14 protein-coding genes are annotated in these 16,463 nt (G+C 44.6%); 4 read left to right on the top strand and 10 right to left on the bottom strand.

Going from position 1 to position 16,463, the window contains the following annotated elements; all coding sequences use genetic code 11:
- Nucleotides 1–25: 25 nt before the first annotated feature.
- The 3 genes from AC58QT_RS26010 to AC58QT_RS26000 form a co-directional block, all read right to left on the bottom strand.
- Nucleotides 26–1,489, bottom strand: coding sequence for a flagellar hook assembly protein FlgD (locus AC58QT_RS26010; protein ID WP_497411550.1), 1,464 nt, complete (start codon nucleotides 1,487–1,489; stop codon nucleotides 26–28).
- A 48-nt stretch (nucleotides 1,490–1,537) separates the two neighbouring features.
- Nucleotides 1,538–2,326 carry an arylamine N-acetyltransferase family protein gene (locus AC58QT_RS26005; protein ID WP_497411549.1) on the bottom strand — a complete coding sequence of 263 codons (789 nt, stop codon included), beginning with the start codon at nucleotides 2,324–2,326 and terminating at the stop codon, nucleotides 1,538–1,540.
- A 174-nt stretch (nucleotides 2,327–2,500) separates the two neighbouring features.
- Nucleotides 2,501–3,502 (bottom strand): glycoside hydrolase family 130 protein, encoded by a 1,002-nt coding sequence (locus tag AC58QT_RS26000; RefSeq protein ID WP_497411548.1) that lies wholly within the window; start codon nucleotides 3,500–3,502, stop codon nucleotides 2,501–2,503.
- Nucleotides 3,503–3,609: 107 nt separating this feature from the next.
- On the opposite strand from AC58QT_RS26000, the gene AC58QT_RS25995 reads away from it, so the two are divergent.
- Complete coding sequence (locus tag AC58QT_RS25995; RefSeq protein ID WP_497411547.1) at nucleotides 3,610–4,470, top strand: helix-turn-helix transcriptional regulator; 861 nt, start codon at nucleotides 3,610–3,612, stop codon at nucleotides 4,468–4,470.
- A gap of 55 nt (nucleotides 4,471–4,525) precedes the next feature.
- Here AC58QT_RS25995 and AC58QT_RS25990 read toward each other — a convergent pair whose 3' ends face one another.
- The 5 genes from AC58QT_RS25990 to AC58QT_RS25970 form a co-directional block, all read right to left on the bottom strand.
- On the bottom strand, nucleotides 4,526–5,062 hold the full coding sequence (locus AC58QT_RS25990) for a hypothetical protein (protein WP_497411546.1): 537 nt from the start codon (nucleotides 5,060–5,062) through the stop codon (nucleotides 4,526–4,528).
- A gap of 64 nt (nucleotides 5,063–5,126) precedes the next feature.
- Nucleotides 5,127–6,086: a D-2-hydroxyacid dehydrogenase family protein gene (locus AC58QT_RS25985; RefSeq protein ID WP_497411545.1), complete on the bottom strand. Its 960-nt coding sequence runs from the start codon at nucleotides 6,084–6,086 to the stop codon at nucleotides 5,127–5,129.
- A gap of 13 nt (nucleotides 6,087–6,099) precedes the next feature.
- A complete protein-coding gene (locus AC58QT_RS25980) occupies nucleotides 6,100–7,095 on the bottom strand; it encodes a glycoside hydrolase family 43 protein (protein WP_497411544.1) in 996 nt (331 codons plus the stop codon).
- Nucleotides 7,096–7,180: 85 nt separating this feature from the next.
- Nucleotides 7,181–7,975, bottom strand: coding sequence for a Nif3-like dinuclear metal center hexameric protein (locus tag AC58QT_RS25975; RefSeq protein WP_497411543.1), 795 nt, complete (start codon nucleotides 7,973–7,975; stop codon nucleotides 7,181–7,183).
- A 116-nt stretch (nucleotides 7,976–8,091) separates the two neighbouring features.
- Entirely contained in the window at nucleotides 8,092–8,547 is a 456-nt protein-coding gene (locus AC58QT_RS25970; protein ID WP_497411542.1) for a VOC family protein, read from the bottom strand.
- 232 nt (nucleotides 8,548–8,779) lie between these two features.
- Here AC58QT_RS25970 and AC58QT_RS25965 point away from each other — a divergent pair, with 232 nt between their 5' ends.
- Nucleotides 8,780–9,829 carry a rod shape-determining protein gene (locus tag AC58QT_RS25965; protein ID WP_497411541.1) on the top strand — a complete coding sequence of 350 codons (1,050 nt, stop codon included), beginning with the start codon at nucleotides 8,780–8,782 and terminating at the stop codon, nucleotides 9,827–9,829.
- 124 nt (nucleotides 9,830–9,953) lie between these two features.
- Here the strand turns inward: AC58QT_RS25965 and AC58QT_RS25960 are convergent, their stop codons facing one another.
- Together AC58QT_RS25960 and icmF are read right to left on the bottom strand one after the other, a co-directional pair.
- Entirely contained in the window at nucleotides 9,954–10,721 is a 768-nt protein-coding gene (locus AC58QT_RS25960) for a sugar phosphate isomerase/epimerase family protein (protein WP_497411540.1), read from the bottom strand.
- Between the two features lie 88 nt (nucleotides 10,722–10,809).
- Nucleotides 10,810–14,073, bottom strand: coding sequence for a fused isobutyryl-CoA mutase/GTPase IcmF (icmF, locus tag AC58QT_RS25955; protein WP_497411539.1), 3,264 nt, complete (start codon nucleotides 14,071–14,073; stop codon nucleotides 10,810–10,812).
- Between the two features lie 209 nt (nucleotides 14,074–14,282).
- Here icmF and AC58QT_RS25950 point away from each other — a divergent pair, with 209 nt between their 5' ends.
- Nucleotides 14,283–15,731, top strand: coding sequence for a sigma-54 interaction domain-containing protein (locus tag AC58QT_RS25950; RefSeq protein WP_497411538.1), 1,449 nt, complete (start codon nucleotides 14,283–14,285; stop codon nucleotides 15,729–15,731).
- Between the two features lie 232 nt (nucleotides 15,732–15,963).
- Nucleotides 15,964–16,383, top strand: a complete 420-nt coding sequence (locus AC58QT_RS25945) for a hypothetical protein (RefSeq protein ID WP_497411537.1) — start codon at nucleotides 15,964–15,966, stop codon at nucleotides 16,381–16,383.
- The last annotated feature ends 80 nt before the right edge of the window (nucleotides 16,384–16,463 follow it).

Genomic DNA, 16,463 nt, shown 5'->3' with positions numbered 1-16,463 from the left:
GCTTTATTCATTGCTTTTTAGCGCGTCATGGCGCCCCCATGAAAAATGGTCTTCGCGTATACATGGAGAATGCCACTTTTTGCAACTGCTCTTCTTGACTTCCTTCGATTCTATAAGGGATCGTCAATGGAGCTTTCAAACTAACCACATACTCACCGAAAGGAACTTGTTTTCCATCCGAATCTTTCCCATCCCAGTCAAATGTAATCATTGCACTCTGCATTCTCGTTTTAAACGTAAAATTGAGTACAGGCAGCTTGCCGCTCCACACAACTTCTTGTGAACGTTCGTAGAACGAACCTGTTACTCGCGATATTTCAATAACAAGATTGTCTGCCTGCTTAAGTATGATTCCGTCATCGCTTGCATTCATCCATTCGAAGCGAATAGGAACTGGTTGGCCATACGGGAAAATGCCATCAGACCTATTAGCACCTCGGTTTGTATCCAAGCCAATCAACGGAGCTAGTGGAAAACCACTCTTACCTCCTGTGGAATCTGGATCGTATTGGAACTGTTGCCAGTCTCCAGTCAACACCTGATTTGTAACAATGCTTGGTGGGATGTACATTTTCGGATCCGCCTCTGGTTCCGTAACATAAACCCAGGCATCCCCAAGCCAACTACTCTGTATATGATGCCAACCACTGCCGCTTTCGAACGCCGACACAACTTGCGGAGCAAGAGTTCCCCGTATGTTCGCTTGACGATTGGGGTGTTCATAGAGTGGCGTATTTTCTTTAAGCTCAAATGTTTCATCTCGTGTTTGTAAATCTTTCGGCAGCGAATACGTTAAGTTGATCCATTGTTCTCCCAACCACGTATGGATATGAAACCATTCTCGATTGATTCTTTCAAATGCGGTCACCGACTGTGAAGCACTCAAATAGCCGTTCACCTGTGCATCCCCTTCTGGAACATTAAAAATAGGAATGCTTTCGTTCAACGTAATGGTTTCATCCACTGGAATGCGATATGGAACAAGTTGATGCTTCGGTTTGATCCATTGGTAACCTAACCAAGTCTGAATTCTGTAGTATCCATTGTTCGTTCCCATCGATTTAAGCGGTTGCGGTGATATCGTATTCGATGTTTTCCCTTGCTCTCCTGGGTGATCGTAAAGGAACTCTATCCCTGTGGTTTGAATCCATTCGAAGAAGTCTTCAGGGTATTCGGGGTGTACAGGTTTAATCCATGTTTCCCCCGCTTCCGTCGATATCTTATACCATATCAGTGGATTAGATTCTTGAATAAGACGTGATTGCCAATCGGATTCGGCTTCGAGCACATTCACTAGGGCAGCTGATGTTGTTCCAATTTGTGTACCATTAGGAGCATCATACATTGCTGTTTGTTTCTCTGTCAGTATGAGCATTGTAGGCAGCTTCTTAGCTAGCATCTCCGCTTCGACGGCGGTGGCTGGAAAAGACAACAATTGCGATAAAACGATCGACGTTACAAATACGCAAGCCAGCACGATGTGCTTCAAACCCTCTCACTCCCTTTGAACATACATTCCCCGTATAAGCTTATATACTCAACCGATAACTTTACGAAGATTAATGCCAAAATAAGATAACAACGCAGCGTCAAACGCTTCAGTCGACTGTGGCGTAAACGTACTTACTCCTTCCGCGTTGAAGATGCGGAACTCTTGATTAGCAACGGTAAGCCGTCCCTCTGGTGTTCGTTTTGCCACAATCGGATATTTATTGAAAATCGAATCTGGAGCTTGCTCACACCAGAAACTCGCAAACAAATAGTCTTTCGGTAGTTGCGGTTCCTCTGTAAAGGTGTAAATACGATGCCAACCGTTGTTTTTCTGTTCGCACAGCGACCAGCCATAATCGGAGTCTTTCTCAAGCTTATAACATTCATCGCCTTGCTGTTGTTCCAATCCTTCGATGAGGGCAACCGCCCTGAGAGGCACCATGCCGCCAACACCAACATCGCAAAGATAGCTTACCCCTTCTGCTTCGACCTTTAGGACGTGATGACGCCTTTTGGGTGGCAGGTCAGCCGTGTCACGCCAAAATCGAGCAACGAAGTCCGTTACCGTGTAACCTAACTCACGAAGCAGCCAGCCGAATAAAGCATTTAGTTCAAAACAGTACCCGCCACGCTGTTGGATAACAATCTTCTGATAGAGATCCTGTGGATCGAGAGAGAGCGGTTTATGGGCTAGAATATCTAGATTCTCATAAGGAACTGTGTATAAATGCCGTTCCTGTAGATCAGCAAGTGTCTTTGCACTACCATCTAGTTCACCTTGAAAACCGATACGCGCTAAATAAATTTGAATTTGATTTTTTGTATTTGTATGCATGACTAGTACGACACCATCCTTTTGAGATTTACTTACTCTGATGAGAATTGCAGTTTAACAAATCATACCATGAGAAAGCCTCATTATCCTTCTTTTTGTCAGGACAGGACAACAAGCACAACAAAAAACCTCGTCATCCCTTTGAGGATATGACAAGGTTATTCGAATATTGATCTATTTGTTTCCTTCCAAACACAGCTTAACCAAATCATCCACATGAGCGGTTGCCAAGCACTCTACTGTATCCGCTGCACCGTAGTAAATTTTTACTTCACCATCATCTTCCAGCACCATGCCTCCTGGGAAAATAACATCATTACGGAAACCACCATCAGTTTCATAGCTAACTTCCGGAGCTAGTAATGGCTCTTTATAGAGGCCGATTACTTTCTGCGGATTGTCCAAATCAAGCAGCATAATACCGGCTGTATAGCGTTTTTTCCACGTGTTCTCCCAGCCATTTTTACCGCGGTTCGGATCAATATCAACTGCATGAATGGTCGTCAACCATCCTTTTGAAGTACGGATTGGCGGTGCAGCAGGTCCAATTTTATCATTCGCATACGGAACATGCTCGACACCTAGGACGAGGTCAGTTTCTCCCCAGTACTTAAGATCAGGTGACTTGGAAAGCCAAATATCAAATTGATCTTTACCACGGCTGTACACGGGGAATGGACGCTCTAGACGCACATAATTACCATTGATTTTCTCAGGAAAAAGAACCATATTCCGGTTGTCTGGAGCTGACATCGAGAGGATTTCGAAGCGATCAAAGTCATCCGTCACGGCAATGCCGCCTCTGACACCATGACGCGTATCAACAGCGAAACACATGTATACGCGTCCATCCATCACAGTTAATCTTGGATCATATACGCGTGTAATTTCCTCATCATAAAGTTTCCAGCAAGGGCGAGATTGCACATCCCAGTGGATGCCATCTTTACTGTAGGCGAGTCCTAAATCTGTTGTATGTGACGGTTCTAACGTTTCATTCTGGACGGAACCGTGATCATTACGGAACACCATGACATACTGGCCTTGGAACTTGGTGACACCTGCATTGAATGTAAGCGCTGTCGGATAAGGCACGGAATCTGCCGTAAGAATGGGGTTAGCTGGATGTCTAGTAATAATAGAGCTTGATTTTAATGAACCGATGGTTAAAGTCATCTGTGTTCCTCCTTCAATCTTATCTGACTTTAGGTTACAATAGGTGTGCTAACTATACTTATCATTCCTTGAACAAACCTCTCATTTCTTGAATAGGCAGTGATTCTATGACCTTTCCCATGAATAAGCAGCTATCGGATTATCCCAATATCGGATCCTTCCCGTTTCATTTATCGATTAATCGGGTTGATCAGCATTTCCCAAGCCATCGTCATGATTTTCTGGAATTTTCTTTGGTTGTAGAAGGCCTCGGATACGAAACCGTCAACGGTCATACGCACCCCATGAAACCTGGAACTTTTACATTACTGCTTCCTTATCAAGTACACGAAATCACTGCAGGTCCTGGCAGTCCTTTAATCTTGTTCAACTGTATGTTTGGCCTAGAGTTGCTTGGTGACCCTGCTGAACGACTGCTTCTTTCGGATCATAATCCGTTCCAGACTCACTATGACCTAGGCAAGGAGCAATGTGAGTTCATAACTCAGAAGCTTCAATCTATGCTGCGCGAATATGAGTTGCCCGCTGATATGTGGCAGCCGCTTCTCTTGAAAGGTGAGCTCCAGCGAATCCTTGCCTACTTGCATAGGCTTCAGCCTACTCCTTCACGTCAGCGGGTTTCGGAGACGCCGCCCAAGACGGCTCTGCCTTGGACGATTTTGCGATATATTCATACGCACTATCGGGACCCGCTGACGTTGGAGCAGATCGGCGCTCATTTTCATTGCCACCCGTCTCGCGTTACTCAAATATTATCCCAACATCTAGGCGTAACCTTTGTTACGCTGCTGCAAGAGACACGGATTCGTCATGCTTGCAGTTTGTTAACTACTTCTGAGATGAAAGTGACTGATATCGCGTTTGAAGTTGGTTACGAATCTTTTGCTAGCTTTAGTCGTAATTTTCTGAAGCTTGTAAGTACTTCTCCTACACAGTATCGAGCGTCCATGCGAGAGAAGTTGAAGTGAAACTACAAAAAAACCGACTGAGACGAATCTCGGTCGGTTATTGTTTGTACTGCACCTATACAGATATAAATCGGATCAAACCTAGTAGGGCGAAAGAGAACAATACGATGCCAGCACCTATGCCTGTAATCGCGCTGTTCGCCACTTTGAGTTTAGGAGAAACGACTATGGCAACCAGCGAGACGGCTAACATTAACGCGGCCAGTATCCACAAGCTGGGATCTTTAAAAACACTTTTTAAACTAATAAAATGAATGCCGACGATAAAAGCGATCCAAGGAGCAACATACGCTTGACGTTTTTTCCTGATGAGGACAAATGCTCCTGCACCGCCTACAACAAATTCCGTATAAAACGAAAGTAAATAATCACGAAAAGCAGCCTGATCATTCAATGCCGAGGGTTCCTGCCAGTTCTTCACGCTCAAATATACACCTAGCAAGCAGACCAGCAGTGCTATCCCGGAAGAAATCCCCAGGTAAATTCGCCAACTTGCCCTAGGATTCTCTTGTGCCCAACCGAACCAGACGAAGCTAAACAGGCCAAATACAGATGCATACATCGCATAATCCCTTATGTATTCCAATCTCATTCCCTCCTGTCCGTCATTTCGAAGCGAAGTGTCCCCCTCAATCCCACAAGACTTCCTAGAGAACTTAATTCAATCTTCGCACAGGTTCACCGGTCAAATAAGCTTCAATATCTTCCACAACGTCTCTGTAAAATGCTTCATAATTCGCTTTCGATACATAACCGATATGTGGTGTTGTGAGCAGGTTTGGAAGCGATCTATAGATATCATCTTTAGGCAAAGGTTCCACATCGAATACATCTACCGCGGCACCTGCGATTCTGCCAGACTGAAGAACATCTGCAAGTGCAGCTTGATCTACGATTGGTGCACGTGATGTATTAATTAGATAAGCTGAATGGCGCATCCGATTGAGTTCATCTGCCCCAATTAAACCTCTAGTTCGATCGCTTAGGACCAAATGAATCGATACGAAATCGCTGTTTTCCAGAAGTTCCTCCTTCGAAGCGGCTAATTTCACGCCAACCTCATCGGCCCGCTCTTTCGTCAAATTCTGGCTCCACGCCATGACATCCATCCCGAATGCCTGACCGAATTTCGCGATCTTACTGCCAAGTTTACCAAGTCCAAGTACACCAAGTGTTTTACCGTACAAATCTGTTCCAAGCGTACTCTGCCATTGACCGCTGCGAATAGCGTTATGCTCGACTACGATGTTTCTGGCGAGTCCTAGTAGCAATGCCCACGTGAGCTCCGCTGTTGCATTGCCTGCTCCGCCCGTTCCACAAACAATGACGTCTTGTGAAGCTGCAGCCGTCATGTCGACCGATGCATTGCGCATGCCTGTAGTGATCAGCAGCTTTAAATTCGGAAGCTGAGCAAGCAGCGATGCATGGAAAGGTGTCCGTTCGCGCATAATCACGATAATTTCACAATCAGAGATCTGTTCGAGCAGTTCCTCTGGTTGATCAATATGATGTCCGATACTCTTAACCTCAACCTTATCCAAAATCCGCTCCCAGTTCGTGGAAGTTAACGCTACTTGCTGGTAGTCATCTAAGATCGCACAACGAAGTTTCTTCATATTTTGGTCTCCTTTATAACAAATGATCATCCAGCGATCTAACGATTGAGAAACTGTGACCCGTGTCTGCCATTTCGAATAATTTGCATCTTGAATCCGGCATTTTGAATGGCCGATGGAGGATGAGCATCCAGGTTCCCTCGAACGTTTGGAACATCATCCCGTGCCCACTGTCTTCTTTCACTAATGGCGGGAGCTGTTCCCAAGGACCTGCTAGCCTACCCGTTGTCGAGCGAGCAATGGTCTGTACGTAGCTGTCAGCTTCATAACTCGACCATAACATGATGAGATCTCCACTCGACGTTCTGTACAATTGGCAGCCATCCGTTACATAAACACGAGTTTGATCGTCAGTCGACTTCTCTTCTTTAAGCCAAGGTGCTTCCGAAGCGTTGAACAGATGAACCGGCTCACCAGCAGCTTCAGTTAAATCATCAGACAATTGTACGGCCTCTATGGTCCCATCGATCGTCTGGATCCACTCATGGCAGTACACCATCCATGGGATTCCGACTTCATCCACATATAAGGTGCCATCGAGCGTCATCATCGTTTCCGGCAGCACATGTGCATGTGTATTTACTAAGTTAAATGGCCCTTCCGGCGAATCGCTGACAGAGATGACAGTGCCTCTCCAATGCTTAGCATATCCATGAATAGGCTCACCTTCCAGTTGACGATCCTTATTGTGCAACGTAACGAATAGGTAGAATCGACCTTGATACGCATGGACTTCAGGCGCCCAGGCACCATGCTGGGGATGAGCCCAAGCGTCATCAGGAACAGTGAAAACGGTGTAAGGTCCTTCCCATTCCGTTAAATTCGTGCTTTTGTAAGTAATAATGCCATAACGTTCCAACCCGTGCAACCTTGGCGAGGCTCCTGTATACAAGTAATACGTACCTGTACGGCTATCAGCAAAAATGAAAGGATCATGTGCAGGAATATCTGCTAATCGGTGACCTTGTTGTGGCTGAGTAACATCGCATGTTAAGTGATAGACAGTCAACTGGCGTCAACTCCTCTGGTATTCATGGATTGGCAACAAAAAGAACAGGCTGTTAGGGTACCTGCTCCTGCTACTAGACACTCTTTTAACCTATTTGGAATATAGGACGTTCTTTGATGTAATGCACGGGAATGTTAGGGAATCGAGTAGCCAGCTTATGCGCCAAAAGCTTCATCCCTGGTTCTTCACTCTCAGCATGGCCTAGAACGATTAATGCTTTATGCTTTCCTTGGTAAACAGCGTCCCTTACATATTCAGGTGTTTCCCATTCAGGACCTTCCCCGTAAATAACGAGATCAAGTTGTTCCTTGGCAAAAAGCGGAAGCACGTTCTGAGCTCCACCTCGATAACCCGCGAGCAGCCCTATTTTCGAACACTCCAATCCCAAATCACCTACTACTCTTACATACGGAATTTCAAGGCATTTCTTCACATGTTCTACTAGGCCACTTACCGTTTCAGTAGGAATATGCAGGACGGAGGAAGCCGCATGATGCTCCCTTACGAAAGCCAGCCAATCAAGTGCTTGAATCAGCCCTTCCGTAACACCGTCAGGTTTATACCGGTGATAATAATCATGGAATCGAAATAGCGCGATACCCGATGCTTCAAGCAGCTGTCGTTTTTCCTCATAGATAGGATCCTTATGCAGGATGGCCGTATCATCATGATGTGAAAAGAAAGCTCCCTCATGAGCAACGATGAGGTTCGCTCCCAGCGCTTTAGCTTGCTCGATTACATATTGCGTAGGCATGAAAGCCGTAACGATACCCGTCACTTCTGTGTCCAGATGGCCAAATTTCAACGTATCTACGGTCTGCTCGAGCCTTCCTACTGGGGCTATTAACGATTCGATAACGGTTTGTATTTGAACACGCATGGATTGTCCCTCAAGTCATAAATGTACTTACTGCTTACTAACTTCTCTACCGTGCAAAATCTCAAGCAGCGCATTCATCATATCATAATGGACCAAATGGCTGCATCATATTGTCGCTATTTATCTTGAATTTGGCGCATCGCACCAAGAACTAAATTGTACCCGTCAGGATCTTGTATGTAGGCATTTTTGAACTCCCAATTTCCATGTGCCCCCGTAAAGGGCTCCGTTGCAATCCTTCCACCTTTGCCACGCACTTCTTCAATCAACGCTTCCAAATCTTCCCAAGTCACATGAATAAAGGTATCCCAAGCCTGATCCGGGCCTTCCCATTCAGTCGGATAATTGGAACGCTTTTGCGATACACGATTGGGCTGAACATCCTCTGTTGAGACCGCTTGTTGTAAAAGAAAGCACATATGATCGCGCTCAGCATGACCCCATTCGTCAATCCTGCAACCCAGTACATCTCTGTAGTAGGCCTGTGATCTTCCTAAATCCGAGACCAATCTCACCTGGATAGTTTGACCGAATTTCGCTTTCTGATTTGCTGCAATCTGTTGTTCAAACATTGTCGAGTTCTCCCTTCGTTCTCAAAGTAAGTCATAGCATAGTATATTCGAGTTACTCCCATAATTTCCCTGTTTAATCATAGTTCAATACAGTGATACCACTCCAAAAAAGTGGTTTATCCTGGTAATTTACGATGCAACCCTCTGAAAACCGCAAAAGAACAAGAATACTATACAGACGTGAATACCACCTCCAAGCTGCGCCTTACTACAATCTAAGGAGGAAAAAGTAATGTTCAAACAGTTTGATAAATTATATGGGATTGATTTAGGTACTTCCAACACCGTTATTTTTGAAAAAGGAAAAGGTATTGTGCTCAACGAGCCATCCGTCGTCGCTTTTAACCTACAAACGGGTGAATTACTAGCGGCAGGAACGGAAGCACAAGCGATGATTGGTCGAGCCCCTGCTCATGTGGAGATCACGTACCCTTTAATCAATGGCGTCATTGCTAATTTTGACAAGACAAGCATCATGTTGAAATATTTCATCAAAAAGATTCAAGGCAGATCCTCGTTTTTACGTAGTTCACAGATTTACATCACTGTGCCTTGTGGTATTACCAACGTACAGAAGCGTGCAATTGAAGAAACCATTGTTCACAAGGGAGCCAAGAAAGCGATCGCAGTTGAGGAGCCGCTTGCAGCAGCGCTTGGAGCTGGACTTATGCTCGATGAACCCATTGGCCATTTAGTACTTGATATCGGTGGAGGCACATGTCAAGTAGCCGTTTTGTCCCTTGGAGGCATTGTCGCAAGTCATACGATTAACCAGGGAGGTCTCTCCATCGATCGTGACATCATGGAATATGTGAAGCGGCAGTACAACCTAGAAATTGGAGAACGAACCGCTGAACAGATTAAAATGGAAATTGGAACTGCCAGCACTTCAACGGAGGAGCGAACGTTAGACATTCGTGGACGTGATCTAGTTGATGGATTACCCCGTTCCATTCGTTTGGTCTCCAGTGAAATTTACACCGTCGTCAATGAATTCTTAGGGTCACTCATTGAAGCGATTCGAGCTACCTTGGAGCTTTGCCCACCGGAGCTTGCGGGTGATGTCATGGAGCAAGGGATATTGCTTTGTGGTGGTGGCGCCTTGTTGGAAGGGATTGATGAACGGATTCGTGCCGAGACTGGCGTTGCCGTGCATATCGCCGATCAACCGCTCATCTGTACGGCACTCGGGACAGGTCAGATGCTTGGCGTATACAAATCTAAAAGCAGACCCCTCACACATGAACGTGAACCTGAAGAAAAAATAGCGGTCAGTCAATAGAAAAAGCTTAGTCTGTGAGCGTCGGCCCATAGACTAAGCTTTTTTGTTATTTACAGCTTCCCATCCATAGTTACTCTCGTCCAGAGCGGGATGATCACCTTGATTTCGGTACCTAGAAGTTGAGTTAACCCTTCATTCCTAATTTGGCAAGATTGTTATAGCTAATCTCCAAGCTTTCGAAGGGATTACGGTCATAACAGTCATCCTGCTCTACCGCTGCCCACTCTACCCCAATTTCCTCGCAAGCTTGAATAATACCTTTGAAATTCATGTTTCCTTCACCGATCTCGGCAAAACGTTGCTTGCGATCATGGGTAATCATCATATCTTTGAAATGCACGACTTTCATTCGTCCATCTACTTTGCGGATCCACTCGATAGGATCTGCGCCGCCTGCTTGCACCCAATAAACATCTAATTCGAAATCCACAGCTTGTGGATCGGACTCTTCCAATAAAATATCCATGCCTGTTTTCCCATCATATTTGGCAAATTCGAAATCATGATTATGATAAATAAACTGTAAACCTGCACTTTTCAACTGTCTGCCAAATTCAGATGCTTGCTTGGCAAATGTTGCATAACCTTGTCTATTTTCCCGAAATTCCGTAGGTAAACCGCCTAACCCTACGTATTTGCAATCCCATGCCAAATGTTTCTCAATAACGGAATCCATATCATTTAACAAATCATTGTAACCGATGTGAGTTGCACAAATGGTCAGGCCTGCCTGATCCGTAAGCGCTTTAAATTCATGAATACCGATAGGACCAACACCTGATGCCTGTACGGAATTGTACCCTATTTGCTTCACTTTCTTCAAACTCTCACTAATGGCCTCTGGTGTTTGCAGAAAACTTCTAAGCGTATACAGTTGTGTTGCGATTTTCATTTCTCTCACTCCATTCAACAAATTTAGTTCTATTCATATATATCATGGAATGGGAGGAAGGGCTATATAAATCTATTAACTTTTTAACTTACATGTTCCTACGGTACTGCCCTCCTACTTCATATAACGTTGCTGTAATCTGTCCTAGCGAAGCAACTTTAACCGTTTCCATTAGTTCTTCGAAAAGGTTCCCCTGATTACACGCAGCTAGCTTTAAACGTTCTAGTGCTGCCGGGCAGGACGATTGGTGTTGCTCCTTGAAAGCTTTCAATCCGAGAATCTGCGACTCTTTCTCTTCAACCGTTGAACGAGCGAGTTCAATTTCAACTGCTGAACTATCGACATGAGGTTTCACGAATGTGTTGACACCAATAATCGGCAACTCTCCTGAATGCTTCTTGTGTTCATAGGCGAGCGATTCATCTTGTATTTTTCCACGTTGATAGTGTGTTTCCATGGCACCGAGCACACCGCCACGAGCATGAATGCGCTCAAATTCAGCCAAAACGGCTTCCTCCACGAGATCGGTCAAATCTTCTACAATATAGGCACCTTGTAATGGATTCTCATTCTTGGTTAATCCAAATTCCTTATTGATGATCAATTGGATCGCCATGGCTCTGCGGACTGAATTCTCAGTAGGCGTCGTAATCGCTTCATCATAAGCGTTCGTATGCAAAGAGTTGCAATTATCGTAGATGGCAATGAGTGCCTGCAGACTTGTTCGTATATCATTAAAATCCATTTCTTGCGCATGTAAAGAGCGTCCAGATGTTTGAATATGATATTTCAGCCTTTGACTTCTTTCATTGCCGCCATAACGATGTCGAACGACAGTTGACCATATGCGACGCGCGACTCTCCCCATGACCGTATATTCAGGATCAAGACCATTACTGAAAAAATAAGAAAGATTCGGCGCAAAATCGTCAATTCGCATGCCACGGCTCAAATAATATTCCAAATAGGTAAAGCCATTGGCCAATGTAAAAGCTAACTGCGTGATAGGGTTCGCCCCTGCTTCCGCAATATGATAGCCGCTTATGCTTACAGAGTAGTAGTTGCGCACATGATGATCTATGAAATATTGCTGCATGTCACCCATCATTTTCAAGGCAAATTCAGTTGAAAACAGGCATGTGTTCTGTCCTTGGTCTTCTTTCAAAATATCAGCCTGAACTGTACCCCGAACCGTGTTGAGTGTCCACGTTTTTATTTGCGCATATTCCTCGTCACTTGGTTGACTACCCTTATGTTGAACAAACTTCTCCACTTGCTGCTGAATCGCCGTATTCAAGAACATGGCCAGAATCATTGGAGCCGGCCCATTAATGGTCATCGATACGCTTGTAGTGGGATGGCACAAATCGAATCCATCGAACAGCTTTTGCATATCCGTTAACGTACATACATTTACACCGCTGTTTCCGATTTTCCCATAAATATCAGGGCGGTAGTCCGGATCTTGGCCATATAAAGTTACACTGTCAAAAGCCGTTGATAATCGTTTCGCCTCCTCATTTTCGCATAAGTAGTGGAAGCGACGGTTGGTGCGCTCAGGCGTGCCTTCTCCGGCAAATTGGCGTTTTGGATCCTCACTCGTCCGTTTAAATGGAAATACACCAGCTGTATAAGGAAAGTGGCCAGGTAGATTTTCCAGCAACAGCCATCGAAGAATATCCCCCTCATCTGCGTACCGAGGTAAACTAATTTTTGGAATCTTCGTTCCTGAGAGTGATTCGGTGTACATCGCTGTTTTCAGCTCTCGGTCGCCAACTTTGCTGATTCGTTCATCTTGCTGATAGGAGTGTCGAACTTGCGGCCATTCTTGAAGCAGCTTTCTGCAAGCGGGATCCATCAGGGTTGTATAATGAGTAATGCGTTCCTGCAGCATGGTCATGACCATTTGTGAATCCTGTTCATTTCCCATATGATCGGACATTAGTATGTCTTTCGTTCCACGCAGCTGGTAGAGCTTTCGCGCTACTTTCGCCTGCGCATCTGTGAACTTTCTATATTGTCGGACCGTTTGCACAATCTCGCTGAGATAACCGGTGCGGTCTGGCGGTATGATGACATTTTTCGTAGTAACAGGCTGTCTATTCGTAATTTCGGTCACTGGCCAATCGCCGCCTGTTTTAATAGAGATGACCTTCATGAGTTTGGCAAATAACCCATGTGTACCAGGATCGTCAAATTGACTAGCAATCGTACCGAATACAGGCAACTCCTGGACTGGTGTATGAAATAAACCATGGCTGCGCTGAAATTGCTTGCGAACATCGCGCAAAGCATCCTCCGAGCCGCGACGGTCGAACTTATTAATGACGATGATATCTGCGAAGTCAATCATGTCTATTTTTTCCAACTGCGTTGCGGCGCCAAATTCACTCGTCATCACATAGAGAGACACATCGCATAGCTCTACGATTGCTGAATCACCTTGCCCAATACCGCTCGTTTCCACCATCACCATATGGTAGCCAGCAGCCTTAAGGACTTGTATGGCTTCTTTCGTAGCTAGACTTAATTCCGACTTAGCCCCCCGAGTTGCTAAGCTTCGCATATAGACCCGAGGGCTATTAACAGCATTCATTCGGATACGATCACCAAGAAGAGCTCCGCCCGTTTTCATTTTTGAAGGATCAATAGAGATGATCGCAATGCTTTTATCCGGGTATTGCTGCAGATAGCGCCTTACCAGCTCATCGGTTAATGTACTTTTACCTGCTCCACCTGTCCCCGTAATCCCAATAACGGGTGCGGTAAGTGACATCTGTAGGTTTTGTATAATAGGTAATATTGGCGCTATGGGTCCACTTCCAGCGCCTTTTTCAACTGCTGTAATGGCACTGGCCATGACTGCCCATAAACGTTCTAATGGTAACGGGAGTTCCTCCGGAAGTTGCCTTGGTGTTGGCTTGTCTACGGCTAGAATCATGTAATTGATCATGCCTTGTAATCCCATTTCCCGGCCATCATCTGGTGAAAAAATTTTAGCAATCCCATATTGCTCTAAGAATCGGATCTCAGAGGGAACAATGACACCTCCGCCACCAGCAAAAATTTGAATATGGTCAGCACCCTTTTGCCGAAGAAGATCATACATATAAGTCAAATATTCAATATGTCCGCCTTGATAAGTGCTAATTGCGATCCCTTGCACATCTTCTTGAATCGCTGCATGGACAACCTCATCAACAGATCGATTATGGCCTAGATGAATCACTTCAACGCCCGATGCTTGCAAAATCCTTCGTATAATATGAATGGTAGCATCATGCCCATCAAACAAAGCCGCCGCCGTAACGAACCTTACTGCATTCTTGGGCCGATAGACTTGTGTGTTCACAGGTAACCCACCTTCTCACCATGACGTCGTAGTAGCTTAGCTAATATTACGTTTTATCCGATTTCTATGCAGTTTAACTTCGATTCATGTGCATACTTACTACCACGGGCAAGCAAATCTACTGTTCGTTCTAGGGCATTTTTCCAGGCTTCTACTCATAAGCTGTTAATTGAACCACGTAACCATTCTTCATGAGGCGGGTGAACATAATGTCCAAGCATGACGATCATGGTGCGAAATATTTTGAAAATATGCTGAATATCATTGATGTCGGTGTTCATCTGATTGATAACAAGGGAATCACTATATTTTATAATGAAAAAATGGCTGAAACGGATGGTTTTAAGCGTGAACAAGTTGTTGGGAAAAACGTCTTTGACCTCTTTCCCTCCCTCACGAATGAAACGAGCACTTTTATGAAAGTACTGCAAACCGGCGTTGAAATACGGGAAAAAATTCAGACATACGTGAGTGTAACAGGGAAACGGATCACAACCATTAACAGTACGTATCCGATCATCGAAAACGAAGAAATCATTGGAGCCTTAGAAGTGGCCAAGGATATCACGAGCATTGTTCATTTGCATGATCAAATCCTAGATCTCAGGCATCAAATTTACGAATCACCGTCCAAAGATAAGAAAAGTACTAGTTCTGCTCGCTACCATTTTAGTGACTTAATCGGCGTAAGTGACTCCTTCCAGCAAACCATTGCTTTTGCCAAAAAAGCATCCCGTACGAGCTCACCTGTGCTGTTGTCGGGACCTACTGGCACCGGAAAGGAATTGTTCGCTCAGAGCATACACAATGCCGGTGCCCGTCGCAGCAAACTGTTTATTGCTCAGAACTGTGCCGCAGTTCCAAATGAACTGATGGAAGGTATTATGTTCGGAACAGCTAGAGGCGCATTTACTGGCGCTATCGATCGAGCGGGATTATTTGAGCAAGCGAATGGTGGCACACTTTTCCTCGATGAGTTGAATAGTCTTGATTTATTCCTGCAAGCCAAATTATTGCGTGTTCTGCAAGATGGGCTCGTTCGTAGGGTTGGTGGAAGTCATGAACAACAAGTTGATGTCCGAATCATCACTGCCATGAATATTGATCCCAAAGAGGCGTTAGCCAAGGGATTACTGAGAAGTGATCTTTATTATCGGCTCAATGTCGTCAATTTGCAGCTCCCCCCACTCCTGCATAGAAAAGATGACATTCCACTCCTCACTTCACATTTTATTGAGAAATTTAATGGGCTATTTGGCATGAAAATAAGTGGTATTTCCCCATCCGCATTAGCTTGCTTAATGAACTATCATTGGCCCGGCAATATCCGGGAACTTAGTCATGCCATCGAGTCCACCTACAATATGATGGAACTGGAGTGTGAATGGATTGAAGAAGGTCACCTCCCAGCATACCTTATGGGAAATCCTAGCTTAACGCCAACGCTTTCCCTTCCAGCCACGATGTGGCGTAATGAACCAGAGGCTATTGCTACAGGTCGATTAACGGATAAAGTGAAGCAAATGGAAAAAGAGACCATTGCGGATGCACTAGCTTTTCATCAATACAACATTACACTCACCGCGCAAGCACTAGGTATTAAACGTCAAGCCTTACAGTATAAATTGAACCGCTATGGTATTGTGAGGAAACCTTAATTGGGAAACTGAATAGGTAGAATCTACGAAATTGCACAACGAATTAAGAAGAATATACGAAATTGCACAACAAATTAAGAAGAATCTACGAATCTACCAATCTTCTTCAAAAAAAATGCAAAACGACAACGATTTTCGAGCAACATCACTCCTCAAATCCTTTACGATATTAAAAAGGATTCATAGAGAGACTAGATACTCTTGAAATCCATTCGTTAAAGGAGGAAGTAACGTGGCAACCAAAGTAATCAGTGATGAAGAATTGATGCTTCTGTTATCCCCCATTTGCCAAACCACTGCCAACGAATTACAAGAAAAGCCAAAACTTACAATGAAATTATTATATGAACTTATTAAAAAACTCAAAGAAGAAAACATGATCCTCACAGATCGTTTGACTGAATATGAACAAAAAATCGATCTGCTGCTGGATAGCAAAAGCGAAGTTGCTGCCAGCCTAGCGTTGCCGCTTCTGGAAGAGCGTGGCACGGCAATTGAGATTAGCTCTCAACCTATTTCCTTAGCACCGTCGAGTTATCTCGTCCCTCGTTCCATACGTCATCCAGAGAAGAAGAAAACACCCATGTGGTTCTTATTCATGAAATCGTCTGTTCGGTTTCTGTTTCGGCGACGGAGGGGAGTTCTTTTTTAGACATGTTGGCATAAAAGTATTGAACTCAAGTCAGTTGGCTTGAGTTTTTTTCATTTTCCCCGTGTTTCGTGGAAAGTTGG

The organism is Paenibacillus sp. J31R109, from assembly GCF_059692055.1.
Note: the sequence above shows the minus strand (reverse complement) of the source record. Positions and strands in the feature narration are given on the sequence as shown.